Origin of the sequence: Micromonospora sp. NPDC048868 (assembly GCF_043198195.1) — a bacterium.
GTDB lineage: Bacteria > Actinomycetota > Actinomycetes > Mycobacteriales > Micromonosporaceae > Micromonospora > Micromonospora reichwaldensis.
In genome coordinates this window covers 37,370-62,251 of sequence record NZ_JBICUN010000011.1, presented here as the reverse complement: position 1 = coordinate 62,251, position 24,882 = coordinate 37,370, and the positions used below count along the sequence as shown (strand labels likewise).

At 74.2% G+C, this 24,882-nt stretch carries 24 protein-coding genes and 1 pseudogene; 14 read left to right on the top strand and 11 right to left on the bottom strand.

Features of this window, described 5'->3' with window-relative positions; translation table 11 throughout:
- Positions 1-3: 3 nt before the first annotated feature.
- Complete coding sequence (locus tag ACGFNF_RS19070; RefSeq protein ID WP_393169428.1) at positions 4-1,275, bottom strand: hypothetical protein; 1,272 nt, start codon at positions 1,273-1,275, stop codon at positions 4-6.
- Between the two features lie 31 nt (positions 1,276-1,306).
- Positions 1,307-1,897, bottom strand: coding sequence for a D-alanyl-D-alanine carboxypeptidase family protein (locus tag ACGFNF_RS19065; protein ID WP_357578054.1), 591 nt, complete (start codon positions 1,895-1,897; stop codon positions 1,307-1,309).
- Between the two features lie 473 nt (positions 1,898-2,370).
- Here ACGFNF_RS19065 and ACGFNF_RS19060 point away from each other — a divergent pair, with 473 nt between their 5' ends.
- Both ACGFNF_RS19060 and ACGFNF_RS19055 read left to right on the top strand, forming a co-directional pair.
- Entirely contained in the window at positions 2,371-4,008 is a 1,638-nt protein-coding gene (locus ACGFNF_RS19060; protein WP_393169426.1) for a BCCT family transporter, read from the top strand.
- Between the two features lie 129 nt (positions 4,009-4,137).
- Complete coding sequence (locus tag ACGFNF_RS19055) at positions 4,138-4,716, top strand: AAA family ATPase (protein ID WP_393169424.1); 579 nt, start codon at positions 4,138-4,140, stop codon at positions 4,714-4,716.
- Positions 4,717-4,727: 11 nt separating this feature from the next.
- Here ACGFNF_RS19055 and ACGFNF_RS19050 read toward each other — a convergent pair whose 3' ends face one another.
- A complete protein-coding gene (locus tag ACGFNF_RS19050; protein WP_393169422.1) occupies positions 4,728-6,344 on the bottom strand; it encodes an ADP-ribosyltransferase domain-containing protein in 1,617 nt (538 codons plus the stop codon).
- Between the two features lie 227 nt (positions 6,345-6,571).
- On the opposite strand from ACGFNF_RS19050, the gene ACGFNF_RS19045 reads away from it, so the two are divergent.
- A complete protein-coding gene (locus ACGFNF_RS19045) occupies positions 6,572-7,258 on the top strand; it encodes a macro domain-containing protein (protein WP_393169420.1) in 687 nt (228 codons plus the stop codon).
- Here ACGFNF_RS19045 and prfH read toward each other — a convergent pair.
- The 4 genes and pseudogenes from prfH to ACGFNF_RS19025 all read right to left on the bottom strand — a co-directional run bounded on the left by prfH (position 7,247) and on the right by ACGFNF_RS19025 (position 10,967).
- The gene (gene prfH, locus ACGFNF_RS19040) at positions 7,247-7,936 is read right to left on the bottom strand and encodes a peptide chain release factor H (RefSeq protein ID WP_357578059.1); all 690 of its coding nucleotides are present in this window, start codon (positions 7,934-7,936) and stop codon (positions 7,247-7,249) included. The two genes, ACGFNF_RS19045 and prfH, sit on opposite strands and share 12 nt — an antisense overlap.
- Positions 7,933-9,108: an RNA ligase RtcB family protein gene (locus ACGFNF_RS19035; protein ID WP_357578060.1), complete on the bottom strand. Its 1,176-nt coding sequence runs from the start codon at positions 9,106-9,108 to the stop codon at positions 7,933-7,935. The genes prfH and ACGFNF_RS19035 overlap by 4 nt, the downstream gene beginning before the upstream one ends.
- Before the next feature lie 225 nt (positions 9,109-9,333).
- A pseudogene (blaOXA, locus tag ACGFNF_RS19030) lies at positions 9,334-10,038 on the bottom strand (class D beta-lactamase); the annotation flags it as partial.
- 323 nt (positions 10,039-10,361) lie between these two features.
- Positions 10,362-10,967 (bottom strand): DUF4291 domain-containing protein, encoded by a 606-nt coding sequence (locus ACGFNF_RS19025; protein WP_393169417.1) that lies wholly within the window; start codon positions 10,965-10,967, stop codon positions 10,362-10,364.
- Between the two features lie 88 nt (positions 10,968-11,055).
- Between ACGFNF_RS19025 and ACGFNF_RS19020 the strand changes: the two genes are divergently transcribed.
- Entirely contained in the window at positions 11,056-11,538 is a 483-nt protein-coding gene (locus tag ACGFNF_RS19020; RefSeq protein WP_393169415.1) for a type II toxin-antitoxin system PemK/MazF family toxin, read from the top strand.
- Positions 11,539-11,542: 4 nt separating this feature from the next.
- Here ACGFNF_RS19020 and ACGFNF_RS19015 read toward each other — a convergent pair whose 3' ends face one another.
- Both ACGFNF_RS19015 and ACGFNF_RS19010 read right to left on the bottom strand, forming a co-directional pair.
- Positions 11,543-12,193: a flavodoxin family protein gene (locus ACGFNF_RS19015; RefSeq protein WP_393169413.1), complete on the bottom strand. Its 651-nt coding sequence runs from the start codon at positions 12,191-12,193 to the stop codon at positions 11,543-11,545.
- A gap of 118 nt (positions 12,194-12,311) precedes the next feature.
- On the bottom strand, positions 12,312-12,962 hold the full coding sequence (locus ACGFNF_RS19010) for a GGDEF domain-containing protein (protein ID WP_132240227.1): 651 nt from the start codon (positions 12,960-12,962) through the stop codon (positions 12,312-12,314).
- 261 nt (positions 12,963-13,223) lie between these two features.
- Here ACGFNF_RS19010 and ACGFNF_RS19005 point away from each other — a divergent pair, with 261 nt between their 5' ends.
- The 6 genes from ACGFNF_RS19005 (at position 13,224) to ACGFNF_RS18980 (ending at position 18,667) form a co-directional block, all read left to right on the top strand.
- Positions 13,224-13,463 carry a DUF397 domain-containing protein gene (locus ACGFNF_RS19005; RefSeq protein WP_132240226.1) on the top strand — a complete coding sequence of 80 codons (240 nt, stop codon included), beginning with the start codon at positions 13,224-13,226 and terminating at the stop codon, positions 13,461-13,463.
- A 135-nt stretch (positions 13,464-13,598) separates the two neighbouring features.
- Positions 13,599-14,480, top strand: coding sequence for a helix-turn-helix transcriptional regulator (locus ACGFNF_RS19000; RefSeq protein ID WP_151456401.1), 882 nt, complete (start codon positions 13,599-13,601; stop codon positions 14,478-14,480).
- A 107-nt stretch (positions 14,481-14,587) separates the two neighbouring features.
- A complete protein-coding gene (locus tag ACGFNF_RS18995; protein WP_393169410.1) occupies positions 14,588-15,436 on the top strand; it encodes an SAM-dependent methyltransferase in 849 nt (282 codons plus the stop codon).
- 277 nt (positions 15,437-15,713) lie between these two features.
- The gene (locus ACGFNF_RS18990; RefSeq protein ID WP_393169408.1) at positions 15,714-16,769 is read left to right on the top strand and encodes a LacI family DNA-binding transcriptional regulator; all 1,056 of its coding nucleotides are present in this window, start codon (positions 15,714-15,716) and stop codon (positions 16,767-16,769) included.
- Positions 16,770-16,771: 2 nt separating this feature from the next.
- Positions 16,772-16,975, top strand: coding sequence for a hypothetical protein (locus tag ACGFNF_RS18985; RefSeq protein ID WP_393169406.1), 204 nt, complete (start codon positions 16,772-16,774; stop codon positions 16,973-16,975).
- A gap of 138 nt (positions 16,976-17,113) precedes the next feature.
- A complete protein-coding gene (locus ACGFNF_RS18980) occupies positions 17,114-18,667 on the top strand; it encodes a protein kinase (protein ID WP_393169404.1) in 1,554 nt (517 codons plus the stop codon).
- Between the two features lie 6 nt (positions 18,668-18,673).
- On the opposite strand, the gene ACGFNF_RS18975 is transcribed toward ACGFNF_RS18980, so the two are convergent.
- The gene (locus ACGFNF_RS18975) at positions 18,674-19,501 is read right to left on the bottom strand and encodes an MOSC domain-containing protein (protein ID WP_393169402.1); all 828 of its coding nucleotides are present in this window, start codon (positions 19,499-19,501) and stop codon (positions 18,674-18,676) included.
- Positions 19,502-19,676: 175 nt separating this feature from the next.
- Here ACGFNF_RS18975 and ACGFNF_RS18970 point away from each other — a divergent pair, with 175 nt between their 5' ends.
- The 4 genes from ACGFNF_RS18970 (at position 19,677) to ACGFNF_RS18955 (ending at position 23,933) form a co-directional block, all read left to right on the top strand.
- Complete coding sequence (locus ACGFNF_RS18970) at positions 19,677-20,483, top strand: DedA family protein (RefSeq protein ID WP_393169400.1); 807 nt, start codon at positions 19,677-19,679, stop codon at positions 20,481-20,483.
- Positions 20,484-21,378: 895 nt separating this feature from the next.
- Complete coding sequence (locus ACGFNF_RS18965) at positions 21,379-21,972, top strand: hypothetical protein (protein WP_393169398.1); 594 nt, start codon at positions 21,379-21,381, stop codon at positions 21,970-21,972.
- Between the two features lie 281 nt (positions 21,973-22,253).
- Complete coding sequence (locus tag ACGFNF_RS18960) at positions 22,254-23,225, top strand: pirin family protein (RefSeq protein WP_393169396.1); 972 nt, start codon at positions 22,254-22,256, stop codon at positions 23,223-23,225.
- Positions 23,226-23,267: 42 nt separating this feature from the next.
- Positions 23,268-23,933 carry a hypothetical protein gene (locus ACGFNF_RS18955; protein ID WP_357579782.1) on the top strand — a complete coding sequence of 222 codons (666 nt, stop codon included), beginning with the start codon at positions 23,268-23,270 and terminating at the stop codon, positions 23,931-23,933.
- Positions 23,934-24,190: 257 nt separating this feature from the next.
- Here the strand turns inward: ACGFNF_RS18955 and ACGFNF_RS18950 are convergent, their stop codons facing one another.
- Complete coding sequence (locus ACGFNF_RS18950; protein WP_393169394.1) at positions 24,191-24,844, bottom strand: DUF1345 domain-containing protein; 654 nt, start codon at positions 24,842-24,844, stop codon at positions 24,191-24,193.
- Between the last annotated feature and the right edge of the window lie 38 nt (positions 24,845-24,882).

The following is a 24,882-nucleotide window of genomic DNA, read 5'->3' as shown; positions in this document are numbered from 1 at the left end:
CGGCTACCCGTTCCCGTGGCGGCCCGCGGCGTCGGCCTCCGACAGCTCCTGCGGGTCGGTGACCCAGGCGGAGAAGACCGGCAACCCGTGCCACGGGCCGGCCGCGCCGCCGTCGCCCCGCCCGTCGGTGGCGACCGCCACCACGGCGTACGGGTGGCCGAAGCGCAGCTCCGCGACGCGGGCCACCCCCTCCGGCGGCAGGCTGACCGCCGAGGCGAAGCCGGTGACGGCCGCCGCCTCGAAGCCGTACCGGCCGTAGCTGGCCGTCGCCGCCTGGGCCGCCTCGAACTCGAGCCCCGGCGAGCCCAGCAACTCGCCGAACATACCGGCGACGGCGGGGAAGCCCAGCCCGGGGGCGGTCAGCTCGTGCCGGCTGCGGGCCGACCAGCAGGGCAGCACCGCCGTCACCCGCTCCTCCCGGCCGTCCGGCGCGTACGTGTGGGTCGGCTCCTCGCGCAGCGTCCAGAGCGGGCCCTCGCCCAGCGGCACGTCGAACAGGGAACGCCGCTGTGCGGGCAGCTCATGCTCCGGCGTGCCGGCGACGGCCGTCGTCAGCTCCTGGGCCGCCGCGAGGACGTCCCCGGCCGGCACGTCGGGTGCCGCGACGACGGAGACCACCAGCAGCCCGGCCCCGCCGCCGTCGGCCCCCGCAGACTGGGCGGGGGCGGCGTGCACGGCGACGGTGCCGGCCCGCGCGGTGTCGGCGATCCAGCAGCGGTGGCCGTACTCAGGGCTGCGCAGCACCCGGCGCAGCCCGCCGGCCCAGGCGCTGCCGGGCCCGAGCGCACCGCCCGGCGCCACCTCGAACGGGGCCGCCCACGAGACCCGGGTGGCCAGGGCGCTGGCCAGCACCAGCAGCACCCGCGGCGAGACCTTCAGCGGGAACCCCTCGACGAGGCCGAGCGTGTGCTCGCGGGCCCACGCGTCGAGCGCCGCCTGGTCCGGCAGCGCCCCGGTCGCGGTCGACGCGGGCAGGGCGGCCCGCCACCCGTCGAGCCCGTGCGTCCCGACGCCGGGCCGGTGCCAGAACGCGGTCGCCGAGGGCACCAGCGGATGCGGCGCCGCCAGCAGGGCGTCGGCGGCCGTGGCGGCGGCCTCCACGTCGGTGCCGAGCACCTCCTCCAGCGCCGTGCGGGTCGGGCCGGTGGCGGCCGGTGCGGCGAGCGCCAGCAGCAGCCACGCGCCGAGCGGGGAGGCGACGTGGTGCCCGTCGCCGATCACGGCGTGCAGGCGGTCGGCGTAGCGGGCCAGGGGGGTACGGATGTCGGTGGTCACCGCTTCACTGTGCCCGCTCGGCGGGCTGCCGTCACCACCGGTCGGTCAGCCGCACAAGCCGCGACGGCCGCGCGGGGACCACGGTCGGGGGCGTCGAGGCACCCGGGTGGGGCAGCCGCTCGGGGCGACGACCGGGCCGGTACTCGAAGTGCCACCACTCGTTGTCGTACACCCGGTGCAGGTGGTGGCGCGCGCCGTACGTCTCCAACCAGCGCGCGCCCTCGGCGGGTCGTACGTCGAGGGCCGTGCCCGCGACGTGCCGCGACTCGTGCGGCGGCAGTACCCGCAGCCGGGCCGCCTCCGGGGACCCGGCGCACCGGACCGCCTCGGCGAACAGGCGTGCCTGCTCCTCGGCGGTCCGGTGCCCGGACGTGAGCCCGATCAGCTCACCGTCGCGCCACAGGGCCTGCGCCCGGGCGGCCTCGAAGGCCGCGCGCGTGGCGGGCGTCAGGCCGGTCAGGTCCTCGGCCGGAAAACGCGTCGCCAGCGCCCACTGGCAGGCCACATGCTTCGCCCGCCCGCGCGCGACGACGAACGCCACCGGCAGGAGCACCACCGCGAGAGTCAGCGTGACGGCCTCGTACACGCGATCGCGGCGCCGGGCGGACCGGGCCGCGCTCATGATGTTCGTCTGCCGGGCCAGGCGGACGACGACGGACCTGACCCGTGGCCCGGCCGGCGCCCGCCGTCGACCAGGAAGCCGTCGCCTCGTCGATGCCCCTGACCCGTGGCACTCCACGTCATCGACCGAAATCATGGAGTCAGACTTCCGCAACCGTCACGCGTCGGCCTGAGTACGACTACTCAGCGCGCGGTCGCGGGTCGGTCGGTTTTGTCACCGGACTGTCATGAGACCGAAGGGTCACCTCCAACATCGACGCCGAGAGTGATCGCCGGTCGTCGCCGACGTCCGTGGCGGCCGAGCCCCGGCTGACCCGGACGCCCGCCGCAACGACGTCGGCACCGGCGGCGACAACTTTCCGAGTTCCCGGGCCCCGGACGGGGCGCGGGACAACCCGACATGCGGGCCGACCGGCGCGCGCGGAGCCGGGAACGCGGCCCGCGGACCGGGCAGCCCACGGAGGTCCACAGACCATGACCGTGTCCGCGACAGGTCCGGCAACCGACGACAACACCCCGCCGGGCGACGCACCACCTGAGCCTGGCCGCCCCGCGCAGGGCATCGACCGGACGGTGCTGGGCGTCGCCGCAGCGGTGACCGTTCTCTTCGTCGCGTGGGGCATCGTCGCCACCGACAACCTCGCCTCGGTCACCGACACCGCGCTCGACTGGGTGGTCCGGTCGTTCGGCTGGGTCTTCGTGCTGGCCAGCACCGGCTTCGTGGTGCTGTCGGTCTGGCTGGCGCTCAGCCGGTACGGCCGGATCAAGCTCGGCCGCGACGACGACGAGCCCGAGTTCTCCACCGTCTCCTGGGTGGCGATGATGTTCAGCGCCGGCATGGGCATCGGCCTGATGTTCTGGGGCGCCGCCGAGCCGCTGTCGCACCTGGCGACCCCGCCGCGTGGCCTCAACGAACCGAACTCCCCGCAGGCCGCGCGGGTGGCCATGGAGTACTCCTTCTTCCACTGGGCGCTGCACCCGTGGGCGATCTACGCCGTGGTGGGTCTCGCGCTGGCCTACTTCACCTTCCGCAAGGGTCGGCGCGGCCTGATCAGCAGCGCCTTCTTCCCGCTCATCGGGGAGCGCGCCAACCGGGGACCCGGCCGGGCCATCGACATCTTCGCGATCTTCGCGACGCTGTTCGGGTCGGCCGTCTCCCTCGGGCTGGGCGCCCTGCAGATCAACAGCGGCCTGACGAACCTCTGGGACGTGCCGAAGTCCACCCCACTGGCGATCGGCATCATCGCGGTGCTCACCGTGGCGTTCGTGGTCTCCGCCGTCACGGGCGTCAAGCGGGGCATCCAGTTCCTGTCGAACACCAACATGGTGCTCGCGGTGGCGCTGATGTTCTTCCTGCTCGTGGTGGGCCCGACGGTCTTCGTCCTCAACACGCTCACCGCGTCGACCGGCGGGTACCTCTACGACCTCATCCCGATGAGCTTCCGCACCGGCGCCTTCGGCGGCGAGCAGTGGATGGCGGGCTGGACCATCTTCTACTGGGCGTGGTGGATCTCCTGGACCCCGTTCGTCGGCGCCTTCATCGCCCGCATCTCCAAGGGCCGCACCATCCGCCAGTTCGTCCTCGGTGTGGTGGCCATCCCGAGCCTCGTCAGCTTCGTCTGGTTCTCGGTGTTCGGCGGTACCGCCATCAACCTGCAACTCAACGGCACCGACCTGTCGGCCGCGGTGAAGGAGAGCCCGGAGGCGGCGCTCTTCGCGGTCCTGCGGGAGTTCCCGTTCTTCACCGTCACCGCGATCCTGGTCATGGTGCTGGTGGCGCTCTTCTTCGTCAGCGGCGCCGACGCCGCCTCGGTGGTGATGGGCACGCTCTCCTCGCGCGGCAGCCTGGAGCCGAAGGCCTGGCTCGTCTCCATGTGGGGCGTGCTGACCGGCCTGGTGGCCGCGGTGCTGCTGCTCGCCGGCGGACTGTCCGCACTGCAGTCGCTGACCATCCTCGCCGCGCTGCCGTTCCTGTTCGTCATGGTCGGCATGGTCGTCGGCCTGCTCCGCGAGCTGCGTCGCGAGCCGGACAGTGCCACGATGGCCCCGGAGCTGCGGGCCCTCGTGTCCGCCAGCACGTCACCGGCCGCCACGAGGCCCGAGTCCTCCTGACCCGGCGCGTGCGGCGCGGGCCGTCCCTTCGAACCCGGGGACGGCCCGCGCCGCACGTGGGTTCCGGCCCGTGGACGTACCATCGTGGACGTCCGTACGGCGGCGACGGGCCGAGCGAGGAGGCATGTCGTGACAGAGGCCCAGCCGGCTGCCGCGCGGGCGCCGCGCCTGATCGTGCTCAACGGGCCACCCGGCTGCGGCAAGTCGACGCTGGCCCGCAGGTACGTCGAGGACCACCCCCTCGCGCTCGACCTCGACATCGACCGGATCCGTGATCTCATCGGGCGGTGGCGTGATCATGCCGGTCCCGCCGGTCTCCTCGCCCGCGCCGTCACGCTGGCGGCGGCCCGGGCACACCTGGCTGGCCGCCACGACGTGATCATCCCGCAGTTCCTCGGCCGTCCCGAGTTCATCGAGCAGGCCGAGCGCGTGGCGCACGACACCGGCGCCCGGTTCCACGAGATCGTCCTGCTCGACGGCAAGGAGAACGCGCTGTGGCGGTTCGCCGAACGTAGCCGTACCTCCACGGATCCGGCGCATCTCGACGCTCAGCGCCTGCTCGACCGGCATGGCGGGACCACCGAGCTGGCGGCGATGTACGACCGACTGCTCGCCGTCGTCGCCGCCCGGCCCGGGACGAGCGTGGTGCGCAGCGAGCACGGCAGGGAGGACGAGGCCTACCGCCAACTCCTCGCCTGTCTCAGCTAGCCGCCGGCCGCTCACGCCACCATGCGCTCCTCGGCCAGCTCTGTCAGCCGGACGGTGCACAGGCCGTTGCGTTCCGCCTTCACGTCGGTCACCGTGAGCTGCGTGCCGGGGGCCAGGATGACCTCCTCCTCGCCGGTGAAGGCGGAGAACCGCCGGATGCCCACGGCCCGCACGGGCAGCACCTCGAAGAGCGTCCGCTTGCCGCGACCGCCGAGGAACGCCTGGGCCACGCCGAGCTTCGACGTGCACGACGAGACGCCCCACCACGTGACGGTCTGCCCGATCGGGTACTGCGCCCGCAGGTCCAGCGACACCCCGCGCCACAGCGGCTCCGTGCGGGCCGGGAGCCGTGACACGGCCGAGAACAACAGCCGCAGGTACGGCAGGTACGGGACGATCCGGCCACGGTCCGGGTGGCGCAGCGTGGCGTTGATCTGCCGGTAGAAGGCCGACTCGCAGGTGTAGAGGTAGAGGGCCGCGACCTCGTCGGCCGACAGGGCGTCGGCCCCGCCGTCCACCTGCTTCTCGCCGAACCGGTGTGACTGCTCGACGTGCCAGTCGAGCCCGGGCAGCAGCGCGGCCACCGGGGCGACGGCCGCACGGAAGTCCATCAGCGGGGTGGCGGACACGCCGGTGATCGCGGGAAGGGCCAGCCCCTCGTCCTTGACGCTGGCGAGCCGCTCGAGGTAGAGCTTGTGCAACTCCATCGTGGAGGCGATGAACGCCCCCATGCGCTCGGCCGTGTCCGCGTCGGCGCCGCCCGCGTGCGCCGCCGAGCCGCTCCATCCCTTGCGGGGCAGCCAGTCGATCTCGTCGGCGCCCAGCGTCCGGAGCGCCTCGTTGACGTCGGCGAAGTGGTTCCCGTCGCAGAAGATGTCGCCCTGCGCCGCCGGATTGGGGTGGTCGAGGTGGCGGACCTCCACGTCCGGGTACTTCTTCTCGAGCCGCTGCACCACCCGCTTGAGGCTGCGCGCGTGCGCGCCCCACCACGCGAACACCACGCCCCGGTCCTCCTCGTCGGCGTGTTGCTTGGCCTTCAGGATCTCCTCGACCAGGGCCTCGACGACCGGCCGCCAGAACGCGGTGTGCCGGTCGGTGGCCATCGCCCCGTCGCCGCTGGCGGTGAGCGCCGCGTTCAACAGCAGCACGCCCTGGGTGAGCATCGCCTGGAACCACTCCGGTGGCTGCACCGTGTCGTGCTCGCGCAGCAGGGCACGGATGTCGGCGATCGGCGTCTTCTTGGCGATGCCGTGCTTCCACATCGCCGCCGCCTTGATGATGCAGCGGATGGTGACGACCCTGCCGAACTGGCTGTCGTTCCAGTCGTGGAAGGTGTTGTCGAACATGGCGATGCCGGTGGCGCTCTCGCTGCGCGGGTACGGGTTCTGCCCGAAGACGACGACCTTCCACTTGTGCGGCGGGTGGGGCTTGAGCGCCTGGAAGGTCAGTTCCCGCACGGGCACGACCATCGGGCTGCGGCCCGGGCCGATGAAGGTGGCGGCGTCCGGCTGCGCCTCGATGACCGGCTTGACCAGCGGCAGCCACGGCTCGCCGCCGCCGGTGAACAGATCGGCGAGGGCCAGCGGGTCGTTCGGGTCGGGCGGGGTGGGGGCGGTGGTGTCGCTCATCGCGGGCTCCCGGAGTGGCGGGCCGTGCCGGTCCGACGGCACGGGTGATCGAGGTGGGGGCATTCTGCCGCCAGCGGGCGACAGTTACGGCGCCGGCGACCGGCGCGGGCCCCAACGCCGGCGGTTCCGGTGCCGGGCGCCGTGCGTGGCGCGACGCCGAAGGTTGTCGGTGGGCGGGGATAGCGTGCTCCACGTCGGAGACAACCCCTTTCCCACCGGAGTGAACCATGACCCTCGACCGCGAGAAGCCGCTGCTCAGGGTGGTGCTGACGGACGTCAACGCGAATGTGGTGCAGGCGTGGCGGGCGGCGTTCGCCGACACCCCCGAGGTCGAGATCCACAAGGGGTCGATCCTCACCCGGCAGGCCGACGCCTGGGTCAGCCCGACCAACTCCCGGGGGCGGATGGACGGCGGCGTCGACGCGGTCGTCAAGCGGCACCTCGGGGCGGGGATCCAGCTGCGCGTCCAGCGGGCGATCCGCGACCAGTTCGGCGCGGCGATGCCGGTGGGCAGCGCCGTCTGCGTGCCGTCGGGGGCCACCAACCCCAGGTTCCTGATCTCGACCCCGACCATGGAGCAGTCGGCGCAGGACGTCAGCGAGACGCTGAACGTGGCGCTGGCCTGCGCCGCCGCGTTCCAGGCCATCCATACCCAGAACGAGAGGGAGCCGGGCAGCATCTCGTCGGTGGCGCTGGTCGGCATGGGCGCGGCGACCGGCCGGGTGCCGGCGCGGGTCTGCGCCAACCTGATGTGGACCGGCTACACGCTGTTCAACGACTACCACTTCCGCGACTACGACGACCTGCGGAGGACCATCCGCACGCAGCTCGACGACATCGACAGCCGCCCGCAGGAGGAGCGTGTGCGGGTGACGGTGCCGACGGCGGCCGGCTCCCGCCGGTCACGAGGCTGACGCGTCCCGCCGGCGGGGTGGGCGCCCCCGGCGCGTCCGCTGCGGTGGACCCGCCTCCTGCCCCGACGGGTCCGGGCGTTCGACGCGGGTGGGGTCGCCGCGGACGAGTTCGTCGTGGATGCGCCACCGGGCCGTGTCGGCGGCGCGCTCGGCGGTCTCGTCGCCGCGTGCGATCCGCTGCCGCAGCAGCTGGATGGCGAGGCGCCGGTTGAGGCTGAACTGCCGCTCGGTGTCGACCACCACGACGATGCCCGACGGGCGGTGGGTCGCCCGTACCGCCGTGCTGGCCTTGTTCCGGTGCTGGCCGCCGGGGCCGCCGGTACGGCAGGCCACGATGTCGACGTCCGCCTCTGCGAACGCCGTGGTCGGGCTGTCGAGCTGGCACGGTCGGGCGACGACGTACCAGTTCTTCCGGCCGGTGCCCGCCCGGTAGGGGCTGGGGGCCTGCCAGCACAGGGTGCCGGTCCACGAGGCGGCGAACGCCTCGGCGCCGTCGCCGGAGATCCGGATCAGTGCCGACCGGTAGGTGTCGGGCCGTTCGCCGGGCACGGTCCGGACCCGGTGGGTCGTCAGGCCCCGCCGGGCGGCCTCGGTCTCCAGGCGGTGCAGCAGCCGGGCCAGCGCCCAGGCGCACTCCTGCGGGCCACGCCCGGCCGACACGAGCAGGTGCAGGCTCATGCCCGGCCCCGCTTACGGCGGTCGTCGCGGCGGTCCGACCGGCTGGTGGACCCCACGTCGGGCGTCTTGTAGGTGACCAGGGGGACCGTGGTGGCCACGGGCGTGGCCAGGTCGTGGTCGACGAGATCCGTGATCACGCGTTCGATGCGCTTGTAGGCCGTGGGCGCCTCCTCGAAGAGCAGTTGGCGGTCGCCGCACACCACCAGCGACCCCACCGGCGTGCGCCGTAGTTCCTCGACGGTGTGCTTGGCCCGGCTGCGCCGCAGGGCGTCGGCGCGGGACATCTTGCGGCCCGCGCCGTGCGCCACCGAGTGGTTGGCGTCCGGGCCGGCGTGGGCGGCCACGAGGTAGGAGGCGGTGCCCCGGGTGCCGGCGACGAGCACGTCGCGGCCGTCGCCCGGCGCCGCGCCCTTGCGGTGCAGGTAGACCCCGTCGTTGACCTCCACCAGGTTGTGGCACTGGTCGACGACGGGCTCGGTGGGCTCGGCCCCCAGGGCGTGGGCGACCCGGGCGGCCAGCAGCCGCCGGTTGAGCGAGCCCCACCGTACGGCGTCGTCGTGCGCCGCCAGGTAGGCGGCGGGATCAGGGGCGGGGCCCGCGCCGTGGGCCTCGGTGTGCGCCCGCAGGATCCGCTCGCCCAGGCCCCGGGAGCCGGTGTGGACGATGAGCACGAGGTCGCCCGCGTCGAGCCCGAGCCGGCCGGCGTGACCCGGCTCGAAGACCGTGTCGACGCGCGCCAGCTCGACGAAGTGGTTGCCGCGGCCGACCGTCCCCAGTCCGTCGACATGACCGGCGGGGATGTCGCCCGTCACGACGGCCCAGGCGGGGTCGTCGGCGTCCCGCTCGGGGTCGAGGGGGCGGTCGAGGTCGGGGAACCGGGCGGCGAGCCGCTCCGGCACGGCCCGCTTGAGCCTGATGGGGAACACGGCGATGCCGCAGCCGATGTCGGAGCCCACCAGGAACGGGTACAGCACGGTCGACGCCATGGCGGCGCCGATGGGGGCACCCTTGCCCGGGTGCAGGTCCGGCATGGCGGCGACGTGGATCATGCCGGGAAGGGCGGCCACCTGCTGGCACTGCGTCAGGGCCTCGGACTCGATCCAGCTCGTGGGGGAGGCGAACACGGTGACGGTGGCGGGGGTGGACTGCGGCGGGGACTGGTGCGGAGACAAGGACGCTCGCTTCTCGCTAGAACAGCATGGACGGACGGCACCACGACACCGGTCGGTGCCGCGCGCCTCGGCGATGGGGATGCTGCCCGTCAGAACGTCATGGACGACACTGTTGCGGAGCCGACCGGGTGCGGCAACCGACTTTCCGCCGCCCCGGCAATTTGTTCGACGCCCTGCCAGGGTTGCGCCCCCTGGCTGCGGGTCGTCGCGACGGTGGGCGGACGGTCAGGGGGTGGGCAGGGCGCCGAGGCGGTGCAGCAGTTGCCGGCCCAGCGGCAGGCGCTTGTCGGCGTCGCCGTCCGTGTGGACGTCCACGTTCAGCGCGAAGCAGTACAGCCGGTCGCCGCGTTCGACCCAACCGACCCACCATCCCGTGCCCGGGTCGGTGGCGTCCGTCCAGCCGGTCTTGCCGTGGAGGGCGTACCCGGCGGTGCGCTCCAGGCGCAGGATGTCCCGGACGGTGGCCTGGTGCCCCCGGTCGGCCGGCAGCTCGCCCCGGGCCAGCCGGGCCAGCCACCGCGCCTGCTCGTCGGCCGAGATCTCCAGCGGCCCGTCCAACCAGAACCGGTCCACGGCCGGCCCGACCTCGCCGTTGCCGTAGCCGAGCCGGTGCAGCCACTTCCGCTCCCGGTCCGGTCCGATGCGGCGGGCCAGCTCCTGGAAGACCGGCACGTTGGAGACCCGGACCGCGTCGCGCAGCCCCATGTCCCGCTCCCAAGCGGCGACGCGCTGCGGCCGACCGCCGTAGGGGACCGTCTCCCGCTCGTCGCGCACCACGCCGGTCTCCAGCGCGACCAAACTGTGTGCGATCTTGAACGTCGAGGCGGGGACGAACCGCCGCTCGGCCCGCTCCCGGTCGACCATGACGACGCGGCCGGCCGCCACGTCGTACATCACGAAGGTGCCCCGCAGGCCGGCCTGCCGGAACAGGCCCGCCAGGTCGTCGCGGACCTCGATCGCCGGCGCGGTCGGCGTGGGGGACGGGTCCATCGCGGCGGTGGCGGACGCGGCGCCGGCCGGCGGCGGCTGCGGACGCCCGCTGCCGGTGCAACCGGTCGCGCCGGCCAGTAGGATCAGGGCGACGGCCGCGGCGCCCGCGACCCGCCGCCGGGCGCCCGCGCCGACCGCCGTCGGTCGCGCGGGCAGGCTCCGCGTCCGTGCCTCGAAGATCACCGCCACCGCCTCCGTCCGTGCCGGCACCGACGCCCCAGTCAAGCACGTTGCGGGGGTACGGCATCGCCCCGTCGGTCGGCTCACGGCTCAGCCGTCGCGCCGATCACGGCGGCCACGTCGGGCGGCAGCGGGTACGGGCGCTCCGGGGGCAACAGCGCCCCGGCGGCGGTGTCGTCGCCGGCGTCGAGCGCCGCGCGCACCGCGTGGGCGGTCGGGGTCACGTCGGTGAGACCGACCAGCCACTCGTCGACGTACCGGCGCACCGCCTCGCCGGAGAGCCCCACCTGTAGGGACCGGTGCGGCAGCGGCGCCAGGCGCAGCGACCGTTCCGGATCCCACTGCACCCGCACCGGGCTGGCCCGCAGCCGTCGCGACCAGTCCTCCCGGTTCTGGTGGCGGTCTCGCTCGAAGCTGCTCAGGCACGAGTTGGTCAGCGCCCACTCGAAGCCGGCGCGGGTGATCTCGACGGCCAGCACCCGCTCCTGCCCGGGCTTCGTGCCCCAGCCGCAGCGGTACATCATCCAGCGGAACGACGGCTTGATCCAGGTCATCCGTTCCCGCTTGAACGGCGGCACGAAGCGGCCGGCGGCCAGCGCCGGGCGGGCGATCTCCGGCGGGTACGCCTGGTACACGGTCACGGTGTCGGCGGTGAAGCGGGCGCGGACCTGGTGGGCGGGGACCTGCATGGCGCCGATCCTGGCCGATCGTCCGGGCCCGGTCCATCGGATTGTCCCGCCCGGGCCGGCGGCCCCGGTGGGGGATAGGCTGCCGGTCGTGGCAGGTCTTTTCAGGAGTGTGGCGGCCCGTATCGGCGGGGTGATCCCGTCGCCGCGCCGGCCCGGGCCGGGCCCGGCGCGGGTCGCCCGCCCCCGCCAGGTCGCGGCGTTGCAGCGCCGGCAGTTGGCGTACGCGCCGGAGCTCGACGGGCACGCCGATCCGGGCGAGATCGTCTGGACCTGGGTGCAGTACGAGGACGACCCGCGCCAGGGCAAGGACCGTCCCGTGCTGGTGGTGGGCCGGCACAGCCGGACGCTGTTCGGGCTGATGCTGTCCAGTCAGAGCGAGCGCGACGGGCAGCGGCACTGGCTGGCGCTCGGCCCGGGCGAGTGGGACCGGGACAACCGGCCGAGCTGGGTGCGGCTGGACCGGGTGCTGACCATGCGGGAGGACGGCATCCGCCGGGAGGGCGCGGTGCTGGACCGGGCCCGTTTCGACCGGGTCGGCCGGGCCCTGCGCGCCGGCTACGGCTGGCGCTGACCCGTCAGGCCGGCTCGCGGCTCGGGCCGATCCCGGCGTCGCGGGCGTCCGGCGGCGGGTACGGCTGCTCGGCCAGCAGCCGGGCCAGGTGCGCGCTGTTGAGCGCCAACGCCTTGGTCGTGCGTCCCGTGGTGTCGGGCTTGGGCCGGGCGTCGATGTAGTCCACCTTGTGCAGCGCCTCGCCGACCCAGTAGGTGGCGCCCGCCGCGGGGCAGGTGAAGCCGACCTCGTTGAGGGCCTGCTGGACCTCGCCGATGGTGTGGTGCGCGCCGTCCTCGTTGCCGACGACCGCGACCCCGCCCACCTTGCCGTAGGTGAGCAGCCGGCCCTCGGCGTCGGTCTCGGAGAGCTCGGCGTCGAGCCGTTCGAGGACCATCTTGCACACGGCGGACGGCTGACCGAGCCAGATCGGCGTGGCGATGACGAGGATCTGCGCGGCCATCAGCCTGGACCGGACGACTGGCCAGCCGTCGCCGTCGCCCTCGTCGGTGGAGACGCCGAAGCGCACGTCGTGGTCGACGACCCGGATCAGGTCGCCCGCCACGCCCTGGTCGGCGAGGGCGTCGAGCACCTCGCGCCCGAGCACCTCGGCGCTCGACGGGGCGGGGGACCGCTTGAGGGTGCAGTTCAGGACCAGGGCCCGGATGCTCGCCACGGTGTTCCTCCCTCGGCCGGTGCGGCGCTGATCCTGCCGGCATACCCGGCAACCGGCGCGAGACACGTCGAAACGCGTCGTGCCCCGACCGGCGGTCCGCTGGCGTGGGCCTGCGCGCTCAGCACTCCGCCAGGTGGGCGCTGTCGACGAGTTGCCGGGGCGGGCGGGCCACCCCGAGGCTCTTGGCCCGGTACATGGCGGCGTCGGCCCGGTCGAGCGCCTCGGTGAGCTGGGCGGGCCCGGTGACGGGGGCGAGCCCCACGGAGGCGGTCACCCGGACGCTGAGCCCGCCCAGCGGGATCGGCGCGGCGAGGCTGTCGCAGAGCCGCCGGGTGGCGTGCTCGATCCACCGCCGGTCGATCGTGGGGCTGGCCAGCAGGCCGGCGAACTCGTCGCCGCCGAGCCGGGCGACCAGGTTGTCCCCGGCGAAGGCGGCGAGCCGTTGGGCGACGCTGACCAGCACCTGGTCGCCGGCGGCGTGGCCGTAGCGGTCGTTGATCTGCTTGAAGTCGTCGAGGTCGAGCACCACGGCGATCAGCGGCTGCCCGGCCGCGTCGGTGAGCAGCGTGGCGGCCAGGCGGTAGAACGCGCGGCGGTTGGGCAGGCCCGTCAGGGGGTCGTGGCTGGCGGCGTGCCGCTCGGCGGCGAGCTCGGCCTGGAGGTGCCGGATCTCGACCTCGGCCTGGATCGCGCGGCGCCGCAGCTGCCAGGAGGTGACGAGTGCCCCGGCGGCACAGATGCCGGACGCGATGGTCAACGGATCCGGCACGAGACCTCCCATCAGCACGTCGCCGCCGGCCCCCGCGCGCGGCGGTCCGCGCCCGCGTGTCGGGCCCCGTCCGGCCTGGTGGCAGCCCCAGGTCGGGTCACTCAGAGTGAACAGATGGGCACTGTCCACGTGCGTTATCATGCTCGCTGTCCGGTGCAGATGCAATAGCAGATGCACGTGCAGGAAGCCCTTCGTCGATATCGTGCCCCCTCATCAGGCGCCGCTGCCCGGCATCGCGGGGCTCGCGAGAGAAAGACGTCCATGCAGCAGCCTCCGAACGGCGTTCCCACCACCCAGCTGCCCCCGCTCGCCTGGCAGAAGAGCCGCCGGAGCAATCCCAGCGGCAACTGCGTAGAGCTGGCCGAACTGCCCGGCGGCGCCGGCATCGCCCTGCGCAACTCCCGGCACCCGGAGGGGCCGGCGTTGATCTACACGGTGGACGAGATCGCCGCCTTCGTGCTCGGCGCGCGCGACGGGGACTTCGACAACCTCATCGCCTGACCGCGTCCCGCCGACCGGGACGAATTGTCCGCACCGAGGAAGTTCACCTCACTCACGGTTCATGGCATGCTTACACGTCGGCCGCGCGAGGGCACCCGGTCGACACGAACCGGCATGTGGAGGTCGGCTGTGACGATGGGCCCCGCCGAGGGCGGTCCGGGGACCGGCCCGACCGTGCTGCGCATGCTGCTCGGCGCCCAACTGCGCCGGCTGCGCGAGTCCAGCGGGGTGACCCGGGAGGGCGCCGGCTGGGAGATCCGCGCCTCCGAGTCGAAGATCAGCCGGATGGAGCTGGGCCGGGTCGGCTTCAAGGAACGCGACGTCGCGGACCTGCTCACCCTCTACGGCGTCACCGCGTCCGAGGAGCGGGAGGCGCTGCTCAAGCTCGCCCGCGACGCCAACAGCCCGGGCTGGTGGCACCGCTACGGCGACGTGCTGCCGAACTGGTTCCAGTCGTACCTCGGGCTGGAGGCGGCCGCCGCGCTCATCCGCAGCTACGAGGTCCAGTTCGTCCCCGGCCTGCTCCAGACCCGGGAGTACGCCCGGGCGGTGGTGCTGCTCGGGCACGGCCGGGCCGCACCGGCGGAGATCGAGCGACGGGTCGCACTGCGCATGCAGCGCCAGCGGTTGCTGCACCGCGAGAACCCGCCGCAGCTCTGGGCGGTGGTGGACGAGGCCGCGCTGCGCCGGCCGATCGGCGGCCCACGGGTGATGCGCGAGCAGGTGGCGGCGTTGATCGAGGCCACCAAGTCGCCGAACATCCGGCTCCAGGTCATCCCGTTCGCCGCCGGTGGGCACGCCGCCGCGGGTGGGGCCTTCACCATCCTGCGCTTCGGTGACCGGGAACTGCCCGACATCGTCTACATCGAGCAGCTCACCAGCGCGCTCTACCTCGACAAGCGCGACGACCTCGACTACTACGCGGTCGCGATGGAACGGCTCTGCGTGGAGGCCGAGCCGCCGGAGCGTACGCCGGAGATCCTCGGCGCGATCCTGGACGACCTCTACCCGGGGTGACCCCGGCGGGGCCTCGCCCGGACGGCGGTGCGGCTACCATGGTCGCCGACCGGCGACAGTGGACGGACGCCCCCGGTCGCGGGTGGCGCAGAGTCGTGGAGGCTGCCTTGACCACCGATGCCCCGGGTACGACGACCGGCCCCGCGCACCCGAGCGACCGCATCGACACCTCGGTGGCCCACCCCGCGCGCCGGTACAACTACTGGCTCGGTGGCAAGGACAACTTCCAGGCCGACCGGGACTCCGGCGACATGGTGGCGGCGTCCTTCCCGACCATCCGCACCGCCGCGCTGGAGAACCGCCGTTTCCTCCAGCGGGCCGTGCGGCACCTCGCCCGGGAGGAGGGCATCCGCCAGTTCCTCGACATCGGCACCGGCATTCCGACCGCCGACAACACCCACGAGGTCGCGCAGGCGATCGCCCCCGAGTCACGGGTGGTCTACGTCGACAACGACCCGATCGTGCTCGCGCACGCCCGGGCGCTGCTGACCAGCTCGCCCGAGGGCGCCACCGCCTACATCGACGCCGACCTGCGCGACCCGGAGCGGATCCTGCGCCACCCCGACCTGCTGCGCACCATCGACCTGTCCCGGCCGGTCGCCCTGATGCTGGTCGCGATCCTGCACTTCGTCGGCGACGACGACGACCCGTACGCCGTGGTCACGCGGCTGCTCGACGCGCTGCCGCCGGGCAGCTACCTGGCGGCCTCGCACGCCACCCACGACTACCTCCCCCCGCACGTGGCCCAGGAGGCGAAGGCGGCGGCCCGGGGCGGCAGCCCGCACGGCCTGATCAACCTGCGCACCCGGGCCGAGTTCACCCGGTTCTTCGACGGGCTGGAGCTGTTGGAGCCCGGCGTCACGTCGGTCGCCGAGTGGCGTGCCGAGGACGCGCCGCAGCCCCGCCCGGCGGCGGCCGAGGTCAGCATGTACGGCGGGGTGGCCCGCAAGGGCTGACCGCGCACCTGCGCACCCGCCGGCCCGGACCACCACGGTCCGGGCCGGCGCTGCTGCGCGGCAGCACCCTCGACGTTGCCCCGCGCTGCTGCGCGGGGCCACCCTCGACGTCTCGTGCGCTCGGCGTCACCGTGGCCGGGTCGGGCGTGGTGGGCCGCGTCGGTGTTCCTGTCGCGCGCGCTCCCGAGCCGGATCGCCGCCTGCGGCGTTGACGAGAGCGGCCCGCTCCGCCTAGTCTCTGTATCGATCCAGTCTGAATCGATACAGAGAGGCCGCGGTGAAGCCGACCCTGCAAGCCGTCGCGGACGCCGTCGGCGTGTCCCGCAGCACCGTCTCCAACGCCTACAGCCGACCCGATCAGCTCTCCGCCGCCCTGCGCCAGCGGATCCTGGACGCCGCCCGGCAGCTCGGCTACCCCGGCCCCAACCCCACCGCCCGGTCGCTGCGGCGCGGGTACGTGGGCGCCATCGGAGTGCTCTTCGAGTCGCGGCTGTCGTACGCCTTCACCGACCCCTTCGCGGTCCGCTTCCTGGCCGGCGTCGCCGAGGCGGCCGAGCGGCACGGCACCAGCCTGCTGCTCGTGCCGCTGCCGGCCGACGAGCCCGCCGCGCGGCGGGCGGTGGAGAACGCCGCCGTCGACGGCTTCTGCGTCTACTGCGTCGGCGACGAGGGCTGGGTCGTCGACGTGCTCCGCGAGCGCGGCCTGCCCGTCGTCACGACCGCCCCCCGCGACGACGCCGGCCCCGACGACCGCTACGTCGGCATCGACGAGCGGGCCGCCGCCCGGGCCGTCGCCGCCCACGTGGCGGGGCTCGGGCACCGGCGGGTCGCCCTGCTCGGCGACGCCGTGCGCCCCGGCACGGCCCCGGGCGAACTGCGCCTCGCCGACGTGGCCGACGTCGCCCACCCGACGACCCGGGCGCGGCTGGCCGGATTCGCCGACGCCTTCGCCGAGGTGGGCGTCGCCTGGCCCGAGCTGACCGTGCTCGCCGCCACCGACAACAGCCGGTCGGCGGGCGCCACGGCCGTCGCCGCCGCCCTCGCCGCCCCCGAACCGCCCACGGCGGTACTGGCCTGCGCGGACGTGCTCGCCCTCGGCGTCCTCGACGCGCTCGCCGAGGCCGGCCGGCCGCCCGTGTCGGTAACCGGCTTCGACGACATCGCCGAGGCCGCCACCGCCGGCCTCACCACCGTGCGGCAACCAGCCGAGGAGAAGGGGCGCATCGCCGCCCGACTCCTGCTCGACCCGCCCGCCGACCCGGCGGCCGGCCACGTCCTGCTACCCACCGCACTCGTCGTCCGGTCCTCCACCGGACCCGTCCCAAGGAGCTGACCATGGAACAGCCCACCGGCTTCGTCCTCGCCGTCGACGCGGTGACCCGACACGTCAACTCCGCCCGGCCGGACGCCCCCATCCGCCCGGAGCGGCCCCGCGTCGCGCGACTCGCCCCCACCCGGCTGGCCGCCGCCGCCGTCCTGCGCCGGCTCGCCGACCGCATCCAGCCGCCGCCGGTCGCCGCCACGCCGCGCTGCTCCTGACCGTCGGCGCGGGCCGGTAGCCCGCTGCTCCTGACCGTCGGCTTGCGGGACGGTCGTCGCCGCCGAACCGCGACGACCGGCCCGCAACCGGGCACCGCGCTGGTGGCAGACCCCGCCGGCAGGGCAGACTGAACGGCTATGTCGCCGTTCTCGCCCACCCTGCGGTTGCACGACCGCTACGTCCTGCGCGAGCGCATCGGCCTCGGCGGGATGTCCGAGGTGTGGCGCGCCGACGACGAGGTGCTGCACCGGCCCGTCGCCGTCAAGGCCCTCACCCGGGAGTTCGCCACCGACCCGCAACTGCGGGCCACCATCCAGCGCGAGGCCCGCGCCGCCGCGCGGCTGACCCACCCGCACGTCACCCAGGTGTACGACTACGGCGAGGCGGCCCTGGAGGGCGGCATCGTCGTCCCGTACCTGGTGATGGAGCTGGTGCAGGGGCGCAACCTCGCCGACCGGCTCGCCGACGGGCCGCTGCCCTGGCCGGAGGCGGTGCGGATGGCCGGCCAGATCGCCGCGGCGCTCGCCGCCGCCCACCGCATCGGCGTGGTGCACCGCGACGTCAAGCCCGGCAACGTGATGCTCACCGAGACCGGCGCCAAGGTGCTCGACTTCGGCATCGCCGCGCTCGCCGGGCCGCACCACCCGCGGGCGGGGCAGACCGGCGAACTGCTGATGGGCACGCCCGCGTACTTCGCCCCGGAGCGGATGCGGCCCGGGCCGCCGAACCCGGCCAGCGACGTCTACGCCCTCGGCGCGCTGCTCTACCGCACCCTCACCGGCCGGGCCCCACTGCCCGTGCAGACCTGGGAGGACGCGCTGGAGGTGCACGCCGGGCACCCGCCGGTGCCGCCCCCGCAGGTCCCCGGGCTGCCGCCCGACATCGCCGAGCTGACCCTGGCCTGCCTGGCCACCGATCCGGCGCGCCGGCCGGGCGCGGCCCAGCTCGCCACCCACTTCGCTTCGGGGGCACCGAATCACCCGCCCACGGCCGTCCTGCCGACCCCGTCCGGCAGCGCATCGTCTGCGACGTCCCCCTCGTCGGCGGGTGCCGAGCACCCGCCGACCCTGATCGACCGCTCACCGCCGTCCCCGAACCCCACCGGCCGCGCGGGGGTGCCGTACCCCGCCCCGCCGGGCGGGCGCCATCCCGTGGTCGCCCGCACCAGCCGTCCCGCCCCGGCCGGCGGGGCGGGGACCACGCGCAGCAGGCCTGTCACCGCGCTGGTCGCCGTCGGCGTCGCGCTGCTCGTCGGGCTCGTCGGGGCGCTCGTCATCGGCGACGGCGGAAGTCCGCCCCCGGCGGCGGCCCCCGTCACCGGCACACCGGCCGGGAAGCCGACCTCGGCCAGACCGACTCCGTCGGCCAGGACCTCCGCCCCGCCGCCGGTGACCGCGCGGCCCGACCCGATCGGCCTGCCGCAGTTCGTCGCCGAGTTCGCCGCGGTGCTCGCCTGGGCGCAGGCCCGCGGCGACATCGACCGCAAGACGGTCGAGGGGCTGCGGGACAAGCTCGCGGACCTGAGCCGGGGCAAGGAGAAGGACCGGGCCAAGCGGGTCGAGAAGCTGCGGGAGCGCCTCGCCGAGGCGGCCGAGGAGGGGCAGCTCCCGCCCGACACGGTGGCCCGACTCGACGCCCTGCTCGACCGGATCGACACGCCGTCGCCGGACGACGACGAGGGCGACGACTGAACCGGCTCAGCCGACCTCGACCGAGGACCCCTGCGCCACCCGGCCGCCCCGCACCACCTGCGCGTACGCGCCCACGCACGGCTGCGCGCCGAGCTGCGGCAGCGGCGCGACCCGGTTGAGGCGGGCCGGGACACGCAACGCCTCGCTCTGCCGAGGGAGCGACCCGTGCGCCAGGGTCGGCACCGCGCACCGCGGGGTCGGGGCGAGTACCCGCAGCACCAGCTCGGGGCCGACCCGCAGCTCGCGACCGACCCAGTCGTTCTCGGCGAAGCCGTCCACGCCGACGTCGAGCACGAGGTTGGGCCGGTAGCGGACCGCCTCGACGGTGCCGCCCGGAAGCTCGGCGGCCACCCGGGCCAGGGTGGCCGTCGTGACCAGGTGCACCGGGGCGAAGTCGAAGAAGGTGCCCGGCGCCGCCGCCCCGAGCGGGTTGGCGTCGACCGGCACCTCGGCGGCCAGACCGGCCGCCAGCACCGCGTCCGGGTCGGCCCGGTCCAGGAGCGCCCCGGCGGGCGGCCGGTCGATCAGCGTCACCGGGACGCCCAGCACCCGGGACAGCACGTCGTCGACGCCGGGGTCCACGCTGGACAATGCCCGCCCATCGGGCAGCGTGATCCGTACCTCATCTGGTGCGGCGCCGGCCGCGCGGAGCGTGAGCAGGTCGCGCCAGAGCCGGGGATGCTTAGCGCTGGCCACCCGCCCGGTGTCCCGGTGCCGCAGGGCCAGCCGCCGGTCGCCCGCCACCCCCGCCGGGCCGACGTCGGCGTGGGGCAGCCGCTCACCCAGCATCGACTTCACCGGGTAACGCCACAGCTGCGCCAGCCGGCCGGTCATCCTGCCGCCGCCCCGGCGCGGGGCGCCGCGACCCGGACCGGGGCCGCGCCGGCGGTCGTGGTGCGCGTCGTCACGGCGCCACCCTAGTGCGAACCCCCGCCGCTGTGGACGGTCCGTGGGACGCATGGGCCGGCCCATTGGCGGACTCCCAGGATCGGTTCGTAGCGTGTGGGCCATGATTCGTACCGCGCACGCCCTGCTCGCCTCCGGCACCGCCCCCGAAAAGGCCGCGCCGCCCGAGGACGGGCTGGTCGGCTTCGTCATCGGCCTGGTCGAGCGGCTCGGCGGCCCCGGCGCGGGTCTGGCCGTCGCCCTGGAGAACCTCTTCCCGCCGATCCCCAGCGAGGTGATCCTGCCGCTGGCCGGCTTCGTCGCCGGCCAGGGTCGGATGAGCGTGGTCAGCGCGATCTTCTGGACCACGCTCGGCTCGCTGCTCGGCGCCCTCGCCCTGTACTGGATCGGCGCCGCGCTGGGCCGGGAGCGGATCCGGGCGATCGCGCAGCGGCTGCCGCTGATCAAGCTCAGCGACGTGGACCGCACCGAGGAGTGGTTCCTGCGGCACGGGGTGAAGGCCGTCTTCTTCGGGCGGATGATTCCGATCTTCCGGAGCCTGATCTCCATCCCGGCCGGCGTGGAGCGGATGCCGGTGCTGACCTTCGCGGTCTACACGACGCTCGGCAGCCTGATCTGGAACACCACCTTCGTGATGGCCGGCTACCTGCTCGGCGACAACTGGCACCTCGTCGAGGGGTACGCCGGCGTGCTGCAGAAGGTGGTCATCGTCGCCAGCGTGGCGGCCGCCGGCTGGTTCGTGGTCTCCCGGATCATCCGGGCGCGGCGCGGTGCGGCGGAGGCTGTCGACCCCGTCCCGCCCGTCGACCCCGCCCCGCTGCCCCACGCGCCGGACCCGACGGGGCGGGGCACGATCTACCGCAGCGCGTACTCGGACGGGCAGGCACCAGACCGCGACCTGTCCCGCTGAACCGGGGCGCGGCCACGGCGGGCGCCACCACGCCCGCCGGGCCCCTGTCGTGGTGGCCCTCGGAATCCGCGCCGCCGCCGCTGCGCGCTCCGCACGATCGCCGCGGGCACCCGCCCCGACCTCGATCGGCCCCGGGACGCGGAAGTCCACCCGCGGGTTTGACCCCTGCGTCGGGCACGGCGGGCCACACCCCGTCGGGGCCACTCTCGCGTCCGTCCGCCCGGCTCCTACCGGAGATCTTGGTAGAAAACGGCCCCTCCAAGGGCCGTTTTCTACCAAGATCTCCACGGTGGTCCGGTGGCCCGGTGGTCCGGTGGTCCGGTGGCCCTGTCTGTGAACGGTGTCCGGTTTCGTGTGGCTGTCCGGTGCGGTTAGGGGTGAGTGGGTCGTCAGCGGGGTGGCGTGGCGTGCCGAATGTGCGGTTTGGGGGTGTGACCGGGGGCATCGTGGGGGCGGAATCGTGGCGGGGGCGGGGTCGTTACACCCTGCGTACGACCGAGCAAGACCACCCCCGCCGAGGTCACGCCGCCCCCATGGATGGCGGACCCGGGGCCCCCGGAATGATGGCGGGCCGGCGGTGGTTACACATGGTCCGGCCGACGCGAGGGCAACCCCCGCCCCGCTCGACAGCCGGCCCTCTTCCGGCCCGCACGGGTCGGACATCCGGCCGGCACGGCCGAATCTGATCTTCCCTCTGATCTTCGCAACTCCGGCTTGATCGTCGGAGATCCTCTCCATGCCTCGTTGGAGATCCTCTCCGGTTTCGCTGGAGACCCCGCTTGAGTTTGCATGAGTCCCCTTTGAGTTCGTATGAGCGCCGGACGGTGCTTGCACCCGCGTGAAAGCCGATCCCCCTTCGGCGTGTGGGTGCCAACCCCCGAATGGAGCGTTTCTGATGAACACGATCATCCGTAAGAGCGTTCTCGGTATTGCTGGTCTCGCGTTTGCCGGTGGCGTGTTTGCCGGTCCCGCGACCGCGCACGCGGCCCCGTCGGTGGAGTCCACGCCGGTGGCAGTGGCCGTGCAGGCCGACACGCCGTCGGTCGACAAGGCCAAGCTGATCCCGCACGGTGTGCAGGGCGCCCAGTCGCACGTCGACCTGTCCGACGAGCAGGTCACCAACGTGAAGGCGATCATCGCGGCGACGAAGAAGGCCGGCATGGACGAGCGCGCCGCCGTCGTGTCGATCGCCACCGCACTGCAGGAGTCGAAGCTGGAGAACCTGGGTCATCTGGGTGACCGCAACGACCACGACTCGCAGGGCCTGTTCCAGCAGCGCCCGTCCTCCGGGTGGGGCACGGTCGAGCAGATCACCGACCCCGAGTACTCGACGATGGCGTTCCTGAAGGGTCTGAAGCAGGTCGACGGGTGGCAGGACATGCCGCTGACCAAGGCCGCGCAGACGGTGCAGGTGTCGGCCTACCCGGACCACTACGCCCAGTGGGAGCAGCAGGCCGCCGACCTGGTCGCCGAGCACTGGAACAGCTGACACACAGACTTTCCACCACAAGGGGGATCGCTGGCCGGCACCCGAACACGGGGTGCCGGCCAGACGCATGTCCGGAGTCCCCGGGCCTCACCCGCCGAAGCTCGCGGGCGGCGCCTACCGGAGCCCCCGGGCCTCACCCATTGGAGTTCACCCGGGCCTCGCCCACCGGAGTTCCGGGGCGTGGCGAACCGGAGACGACCCGACTGAGCGGGACGTCGGAGTGGGCTGAGCGGTGGGGGAGGCCGACGGGTTCGTGGCCTGTCCGGGCGTACAGTCGGGCGGTGGAGCGCACCGAGAAGATGCCCGCGGAGACCCGACCACCCGGCGTGGCGACCGCCGATCCCGGCAGCGTTCTGCTGCCGGGCCACGACGTGCCGCTGGGCCGCTACACGACCGTTCGTCGGCTGCTTCCGCAGCGGCAGCGGCGGATGGTCGGCGCCTGGTGCTTCGTGGACCACTTCGGCCCGGACGACGTGGCCGAGCGGCCCGGCATGGAGGTGCCGCCGCATCCGCACACCGGTTTGCAGACCGTGACCTGGCTGCTCGACGGGGAGATCCTGCACCGCGACAGCCTGGGCAACGTCCAACCGATCCGCCCCGGCCAGCTCAACGTGATGACCTCGGGGCACGGCATCGCGCATTCGGAGCGGTCGCCCGAGCGGCATCCGCCGCTGATGCACGGCTTACAGCTCTGGGTGGCGCTGCCGGACCCGGCCCGCGCCGGGGCCGCCGACTTCGCCCACCACGCCGACCTGCCGCGCTGGCGCGACGGTGAACTGGACGTCACCCTGCTGGTCGGCGAGCTCGCCGGCGAGCGGTCCCCGGCCCTGACGCACACCCCGCTGCTCGGCGCGCAGGTGGAGCTGCGCGGACCCGCGCCGGCCACGCTGCCACTGCGGCCCGATTTCGAGTACGGGCTGCTGGCCATGTCCGGCACCGCCGAGATCGACGGGGTGCCGTTGACCCCGGGGGCGCTGCTCTACGTGGGCACCGGTCGGGAGCGGCTCACCCTGACGGGCGCGCCGGGGAGCCGGCTGCTGCTGCTCGGCGGGGCCCCGTTCGAGGAGCCGCTGGTGATGTGGTGGAACTTCGTCGGCCGCTCGCACGAGGAGGTGGCCGCCGCGCGGGAGGACTGGATGGCCGGGCGGCGTTTCGGCGTCGTCGCCGACGATCCCGCCCCGCCGTTGCCCGCCCCGGCGCTGCCGACCACCCGCCTCAAGGCGCGCGACCGTAGCGGCGGGCTGCACGGCTGAGGCGGGCAGGCGTGGCCGGGCGCGGCGCGGGTAGTCGCCGGCATGCCGACCACATCCACTTCCCGTGTCGAGGACAGGAAACGCCTGGTACGCCGGCTGGCCGGCAGTGGGCGCGGCTTCGCCGAGCAGTACGGCTTCCGGGTCGTCAACAACCCGTCGAGCCTGTTCCAGGTGCTCTGTCTCGCCGTACTGCTGGCCCGCCGGGGCGACTTCCGGCGGGCCGTGGACAGCGCGCACGCCCTGCCCGCCGCCGGCTGGGACAGCGCCGCCCGGCTGGCCCGGTCCCTGCACGGTGACCGGGTACGCGTGCTTCGCGACAGCGGCCAGCGTGGTGACGTCGACGCGCTCGCCGACACGCTCGGCGACCTGGCGCGTGCCGTGGTGGAGCGCTACCGGGGCGACCTGCGCCGCCTGCGCGCGGTGGCCCACCACGACCCGGCCCGGGAGCGGGAACTGCTCACCGAACTGCCCGGGGTGGACGCCACGGTGGTCGACCTGTTCCTGCGCGAGGCCCAGGCGCTGTGGCGCGAGGTGGCGCCGGTGGCCGACCGCAGGGCGCTCGTCGCGGCCCGCCGGCTGGGGCTGGGCCGCTCCGCCGACGACCTGGCGGGCCTGGCCGGCAGCGGGGAGTCCGAGCGCCTGGCCTGGCTGGTCGGGGCGTTGGCCCGGGTGGACCTGGAGAAGCGGTACGCGGAGTTGGCCGCCTGACGCGGTGGTGGGCTGGCCCACACTTCCTTCGTAATCGTCCGAACGGGTGATGTTTCATCGTATGATGGTCGCGGCACTGATGCCCGCCCGGTTCGGGCGTGCATCGACCGCCTGGTGGTCGCGGCCCGGTTCGGGCCCGACCGGCCACCGGACAGGTTCTGTGTGGCGCCCCGGTCGCGGTTCGCGACAGGGGCGCCCGCCTGTCCGGCAACTCCCGCACCTCGCCGGGCGTCGGCCCACTCCACGCGGATGCCGGCTCATCTCGCCAGGCCGGCCAGCAGGTTCACCGTGACCGCGATGATGAACGCCCCGAACAGGTACGACACCATCGAGTGTCGCAGGGCCGTTCGGCGCATCTCGTTGCTGGTCAGTGCCGTGTCGGAGACCTGGAAGGTCATCCCGACGGTGAACGCCAGGTAGGCGAAGTCCGAGTAGCGGGGCGGCTCCGACTGGTTGAAGTCGATCCCACCGTCGGGCCCCGTGTAGTAGATCCGCGCGTACCGGGCGGCGAACACGGTGTGCACCACCAGCCAGGACAGCAGCACGCTCAGCACGGCCAGCCCGCCATAGGCGTTGCGGGCGGGCGTGGCGGACGCCCCGTGCGTGCTGGTCACCACGACGCCGACGGCCAGCAGGCTGGCCAGGCAGGCGGCGAGCAGCAGGGCGTCACGCGCCGCCCGGTTCGGGTCCTCGTACACGGCCAGTCGGGCCGTCCCCCGCGCGTCCAACGGCCACAGCCGGTGCCAGACCAGCACCAGCCAGCTCAGCGCCGCGGCGTCCCAGCCGGCCAGCGGCGCCAGCGCCGGCGTGACGGCCAGCGCGGTGAGCCCGCCGACCACCAGGCCGATCGCGCCCATCACGGTGAGCTGGACCGCGGCCGGGGTGTGCCCGACCGGCCCGCGCGTCGTCATCCGTCACCGGCGCGGGCCCGCCCGGCGCGGGCGCCACG

Bases quoted from the DNA above. Each gene is read 5' to 3' on its own strand.
- ACGFNF_RS19065 (WP_357578054.1), bottom strand. From the start codon at position 1,897: ATGAGCGCGGCCCGGTCCGCCCGGCGCCGCGATCGCGTGTACGAGGCC.
- ACGFNF_RS19060 (WP_393169426.1), top strand. From the start codon at position 2,371: ATGACCGTGTCCGCGACAGGTCCGGCAACCGACGACAACACCCCGCCG.
- ACGFNF_RS19050 (WP_393169422.1), bottom strand. From the start codon at position 6,344: ATGAGCGACACCACCGCCCCCACCCCGCCCGACCCGAACGACCCGCTG.
- ACGFNF_RS19045 (WP_393169420.1), top strand. From the start codon at position 6,572: ATGACCCTCGACCGCGAGAAGCCGCTGCTCAGGGTGGTGCTGACGGAC.
- prfH (WP_357578059.1), bottom strand. From the start codon at position 7,936: ATGAGCCTGCACCTGCTCGTGTCGGCCGGGCGTGGCCCGCAGGAGTGC.
- ACGFNF_RS19025 (WP_393169417.1), bottom strand. From the start codon at position 10,967: ATGCAGGTCCCCGCCCACCAGGTCCGCGCCCGCTTCACCGCCGACACC.
- ACGFNF_RS19005 (WP_132240226.1), top strand. From the start codon at position 13,224: ATGCAGCAGCCTCCGAACGGCGTTCCCACCACCCAGCTGCCCCCGCTC.
- ACGFNF_RS19000 (WP_151456401.1), top strand. From the start codon at position 13,599: ATGGGCCCCGCCGAGGGCGGTCCGGGGACCGGCCCGACCGTGCTGCGC.
- ACGFNF_RS18985 (WP_393169406.1), top strand. From the start codon at position 16,772: ATGGAACAGCCCACCGGCTTCGTCCTCGCCGTCGACGCGGTGACCCGA.
- ACGFNF_RS18980 (WP_393169404.1), top strand. From the start codon at position 17,114: ATGTCGCCGTTCTCGCCCACCCTGCGGTTGCACGACCGCTACGTCCTG.
- ACGFNF_RS18975 (WP_393169402.1), bottom strand. From the start codon at position 19,501: ATGACCGGCCGGCTGGCGCAGCTGTGGCGTTACCCGGTGAAGTCGATG.
- ACGFNF_RS18970 (WP_393169400.1), top strand. From the start codon at position 19,677: ATGATTCGTACCGCGCACGCCCTGCTCGCCTCCGGCACCGCCCCCGAA.
- ACGFNF_RS18965 (WP_393169398.1), top strand. From the start codon at position 21,379: ATGAACACGATCATCCGTAAGAGCGTTCTCGGTATTGCTGGTCTCGCG.
- ACGFNF_RS18955 (WP_357579782.1), top strand. From the start codon at position 23,268: ATGCCGACCACATCCACTTCCCGTGTCGAGGACAGGAAACGCCTGGTA.
- ACGFNF_RS18950 (WP_393169394.1), bottom strand. From the start codon at position 24,844: ATGACGACGCGCGGGCCGGTCGGGCACACCCCGGCCGCGGTCCAGCTC.